The following is a 4,535-nucleotide window of genomic DNA, read 5'->3' on the forward strand; positions in this document are numbered from 1 at the left end:
GCACCGTGACCACCCGCAGCGTCACCGGCCGCGTGGTCGACGCCGACGGGCGCGCCAGCACCTATCAGGTCCAGTCCGGCGACACGCTGATCGCCATCGCCCGCAAGCTCGACACCAGCGTCGAGCAGTTGCGCGAGGACAACGGCATCGAAGGCTCGAACATTCGTCCGGGCCAGACGCTGAAGGGGCCGTCGACAGCCGCCAAGGCCTATGTGGTCGGCTCCGGCGACACTCTTTACGCCATCGCCCGCCGGTTCTCGGTCACCGCCGCCGCCTTGGCCGAAGAGAACGACCTCTCCCGCAATGCCGCGATCCGGGCCGGCCAGCGCCTGCGGCTGCCCGAGGGCTTCCGCGACCGCGGCCCGACCGTTACCACGACCCAGGTTCCAACCGGCGCGGCCTCCGCGCCGGCGGCTCTCACTCCCCAGCCGGAACCGCAGCGTCCGTCCCGCCCAGCGCCCGCAGCCGAGCGTCCGGCCGCTGACGAGCCGCCCGCGTCCCGCACCGTCACGACCCGCCGGGTGACCGGCCGCGTCGTCACCGTGGAGGGTCCGGCCGAGACCTACGAGGTCAGGAGCGGGGACAACCTGACCTCCATCGCCCGCAAGCTCGACACCACGATCGAACAACTGCGCGACGACAACAAGATCTCCGGCTCGGCGATTCGCCCGGGCCAGAAGCTGAAAGGCCCGGCCACGGAGGCGAAGGCCTATGTCGCCGGCTCAGGCGACACCCTCGAACTGATCGCCCAACGGTTCTCCGTCTCCGCCGCGCGCCTCCGCAGCGAAAACGACCTTGGCCGCAACGCCACGATCCGGGCGGGTCAGCGCATTCGCCTGCCCAGCGGCTACAGGGATCGCGGCGCGATCGTGTCGACCCGTCAGGAGACGGTGGAGCGGCCCCGGCCGGCGACCCGCCCCATGCCGGCGCCGACGCCCACGCCGGCGCCGGCTCAGATCCCGACGCCGACCCCGTCTCCCACGCCCGCGGCTCGCCCTGAGCCCGCGCCGCCGGCTCTGCCGTCGCGGCCTCAGCCCTACACGCCGCCGGCCGCCTCGCGACCGACTCCGCGTCCCACCCCGGCGGCCCCGCCGGCCGCCCCGGTCGGCGCGGCGCCGCTTAGCGACGCTCAGATTTCGCAACTCGGGCGCGGGCTGTTCGTCTGGCCCCTGCGCGGCGATGTCGTCTCCGGCTTTGGCCCCAAGGCCGGCAATCAGCGTAACGACGGGATCAACATCCGCGCCGGCGCCGGCGACCCGGTGCGCGCCGCCGCGGCTGGCGAGGTCGTCTACGCCGGCGATCAGGTCCCGGGATTCGGTAACCTGGTGCTGGTGAAGCACGACGGCGGCTGGGTGACGGCCTATGGCCACCTGTCCCGGGTGGACGTGAAGATGACCCAGCGGATCACTCAGGGTCAGCAGATTGGCCAGGCTGGCGCCACCGGCGGCGTCCCCGAGCCGCAGCTCCACTTCGAGGTCCGCTACGCCCCGTCGCCGCTGGACCGCGCCCGCCCGGTCGATCCGCAGCTGGTTCTGCCGTAGACGGCCGCCTGACAGGCAAGAGCTAGAGCGGCAGCGCCTTGCCCTGTTCGCCCGCCAGATCTCGGATGAATTGCCACGCGACGCGTCCTGACCGGCCGCCGCGCAGCTGCGCCCATTGCAGGGCTTTGCGGTCGAGGTCGGGCGTCTTCAGGTCGAAGCGGTCGGCATAGCCGCGCACCGCCGCCAGGTAGGTCGGCTGGTCCATCGGCGGGAAGCTGATCCACAAGCCGAAGCGGTCGGACACGCTGACCTCCTCCTCGGCGTCCTCTGCCGCGGCGAGGAGCCCGCGATCCTCGTTCGGGCTGCGCGGCATCAGGTGACGGCGATTGGACGTGGCTACGAACATGACGTTCGCCGGGGGGCCGGACACGCCCCCCTCCAGCGCCGACTTCAGCGCCTTCGCCGCCGCCGCGCCCTCCTCGAACGACAGGTCATCGCACAGCACCAGGAACCGCTCGGGGCGTCTGCGCAACACGTCGAACAGCGCGGGCAGGGCGGTCACCTGGTCGCGGTCCACCTCGACGAGCTTGAGGCCCGGCGCGTCCCTGGTCACCGCCATGAAGGCGGCCTTGGCGAGCGAGCTCTTCCCCGTGCCGCGCACGCCCCAAAGCAGCACGTGGTTGCTCGGCAGGCCGGCGGCGAACCGACGCAGGTTCTCCACGAACCGCGCCTTCTGGCCTTCCACGCCGACCAGGCTCTCCAGGGCCAGCGGATAGTCCGGGGCGAGATGAAAGATCTCGCGCGTCGGGTCGTGCCGGAACAGGCGGCCGGCGGCGAAGTCGGGCTCGGCGATCGGCGGCGGGGCCAGCCGCTCCAGGGCGCCGGCGATCCGTTCGAGCAGGGGGAGCAGGGTCTGGTCCATGCGCCGAGCCATAGCGCGGCGGGTTCCATTGCAAAACCCGGTCGCAGCGCATAGCTTCCGCCGACCTCGGCGAGGGGCTTCCAGCACCCGCCGCGAACCCATTCCGGAGAGGCCATGTTCGCCACCCCCGCCTACGCCCAAGCCGCCGGCGCCACGCCCGCGGGCCCTGAGGCCATGCTTCTGCAGTTCCTGCCGCTCATCGGCCTGGTGGTGCTGTTCTATTTCCTGATGATCCGGCCGCAGCAGCGCCGGATGAAGCAGCATCAGGCCATGCTCGGCGCGCTGAAGCGCAACGACACGGTGGTCCTGTCGTCCGGGATCATCGGCAAGGTCGTCCGCGTCGAGGACAAGGAAGTGGGCCTGGAAATCGCCACCGGCGTCACGGTCAAGGTCGTGAAGGGCATGATCTCGGACGTCCGCACCCGCGGCGAGCCTTCGCCCGCCAACGACGCCAAGGTCTGAGCGACCCGCTCCGATGCTGACCCTTTCCCGCTGGAAGGTCCTCCTCGTCGTTCTGGCGGTTCTCGTCAGCGCGCTGTTCGCCGCGCCGAACCTGTTGTCGCCCGAGGCCCGTGAAAAGCTTCCGGCCTTCCTGCCGAAGAAGACCCTCAACCTCGGCCTCGACCTGCAGGGCGGCTCCTACCTCATGCTTGAGGTGGACGTCGCGGCTCTTCGTCGCGAACGGCTGACCAACCTCGTCGAAGACGTCCGCGTCGCCCTGCGCAACGAAGAGGTGGTGTTCAGCGACCTCGGCGTCGTCGAGGGCGGCGTCAACCTGCGGGTCACCGACCCGGCGCAGATGCAGGCCGCGCTGCGCGTCCTGCGGACCAGCGTCGGGGCCCCGCTGGCCGGCGTCGCGGGCGGCCGGGACGTCGTGGTGACCAGCACTCCGGATCAGCGCATCCGTCTGGCCTTCGCCCCCGAGGCGATGGAGGCCGAGGCGGTCCGTGCCGTCGAGCAGTCGCAGGAGATCATCCGTCGCCGCATCGACGAACTCGGCACCCGCGAGCCGTCGATCGCCCGCCAGGGCACGAACCGCATCGTCGTCCAGGCGCCCGGCGAAAGCGACCCGCAGAAGCTGCGCGAAATCATCGGCCAGACCGCAAAGCTGACCTTCCAGATGGTCGACGACTCGGTCCGGCCCGAGCAGGTCGCCGCCGGCCTCATCCCGCCCGGCTCCGAACTCCTGCCCCAGGAAGATCAAGCCGAGCCGTTCGTGGTCGTGCGCAAGCGCTCCGTCGTCACCGGCGAGATGCTGGTCCACGCCAACCAGGGCTTCCATCCGGAGACGGGTCAGCCGATCGTCGAATTCCGCTTCAACGGACAGGGCGCCCGCCGCTTCGGCGAGGCGACCAGCCAGAACATCGGCAAGCGGTTCGCCATCGTCCTCGACAAGAAGGTGATCTCCGCGCCGCGGATCAATTCGGCGATCACCGGCGGCTCCGGCTACATCGAAGGCAACTTCACGCCGGAATCAGCCAACGACCTGGCCGTCCTGCTGCGCGCTGGCGCCCTGCCGGCCCCGCTGAAGGTCGAGGAACAGCGCACCGTCGGGGCCGAACTCGGCGCGGACGCCATCACCGCGGGCCAGAACTCGGCGCTCCTCGCCTTCGTGCTGGTGCTCGCCTTCATGGTGCTCGCCTACGGCATGCTGTTCGGCGGCGTGTCGATCGTCGCCCTTGTGGTCAACGGCCTGATGATCGTCGCCGCCATGTCGATCACCCAGGCGACCCTAACGCTGCCCGGGATCGCCGGCTTGATCCTGACCCTCGCCGTTGCGGTCGACGCCAACGTGCTGATCTACGAGCGCATGCGTGAGGAATATCGGGCCGGGCGCAGCATCATCGGTTCCATGGACGCCGGGTTCAGCCGGGCCATGCTGACGATCTTCGACGCCAACATCACCCACCTAGGCGCGGCCCTGATCATGTTCTCGCTGGGCGCGGGACCTGTGAAGGGCTTCGCCTGGACGCTGGCGATTGGCGTGTTCACCTCGGTGTTCACCGCCGTGCTCGTCACCCAGTTGCTGCTCGCCGTGTGGCTGAAGTCCACCCGGCCCAAGGTGCTTCCCATCGCATGAGCTCGAAAATGACCAAGCCGGCGTCGTCGGGCTGGTGGCCGCTCATCAAGCT

The 4,535-nt window shown here is 70.3% G+C and carries 4 protein-coding genes; 3 read left to right on the forward strand and 1 reads right to left on the reverse strand.

The window, feature by feature from the left end; genetic code table 11:
• Positions 1-1,541, forward strand: a 1,541-nt coding sequence (locus tag ACILRF_RS14705; protein ID WP_395674185.1) for a LysM peptidoglycan-binding domain-containing protein, incomplete at its 5' end; no start/stop codon positions are given.
• Positions 1,542-1,563: 22 nt separating this feature from the next.
• Here ACILRF_RS14705 and ACILRF_RS14710 read toward each other — a convergent pair.
• A complete protein-coding gene (locus ACILRF_RS14710) occupies positions 1,564-2,403 on the reverse strand; it encodes an ATP-binding protein (protein ID WP_395674191.1) in 840 nt (279 codons plus the stop codon).
• A 114-nt stretch (positions 2,404-2,517) separates the two neighbouring features.
• Here ACILRF_RS14710 and yajC point away from each other — a divergent pair, with 114 nt between their 5' ends.
• Together yajC and secD are read left to right on the forward strand one after the other, a co-directional pair.
• Entirely contained in the window at positions 2,518-2,865 is a 348-nt protein-coding gene (gene yajC / locus ACILRF_RS14715) for a preprotein translocase subunit YajC (protein ID WP_395674187.1), read from the forward strand.
• A 13-nt stretch (positions 2,866-2,878) separates the two neighbouring features.
• The gene (secD, locus tag ACILRF_RS14720) at positions 2,879-4,483 is read left to right on the forward strand and encodes a protein translocase subunit SecD (RefSeq protein ID WP_395674189.1); all 1,605 of its coding nucleotides are present in this window, start codon (positions 2,879-2,881) and stop codon (positions 4,481-4,483) included.
• The last annotated feature ends 52 nt before the right edge of the window (positions 4,484-4,535 follow it).

The organism is Phenylobacterium sp. (assembly GCF_044236515.1).
Classification (GTDB): Bacteria; Pseudomonadota; Alphaproteobacteria; order Caulobacterales; family Caulobacteraceae; genus Phenylobacterium.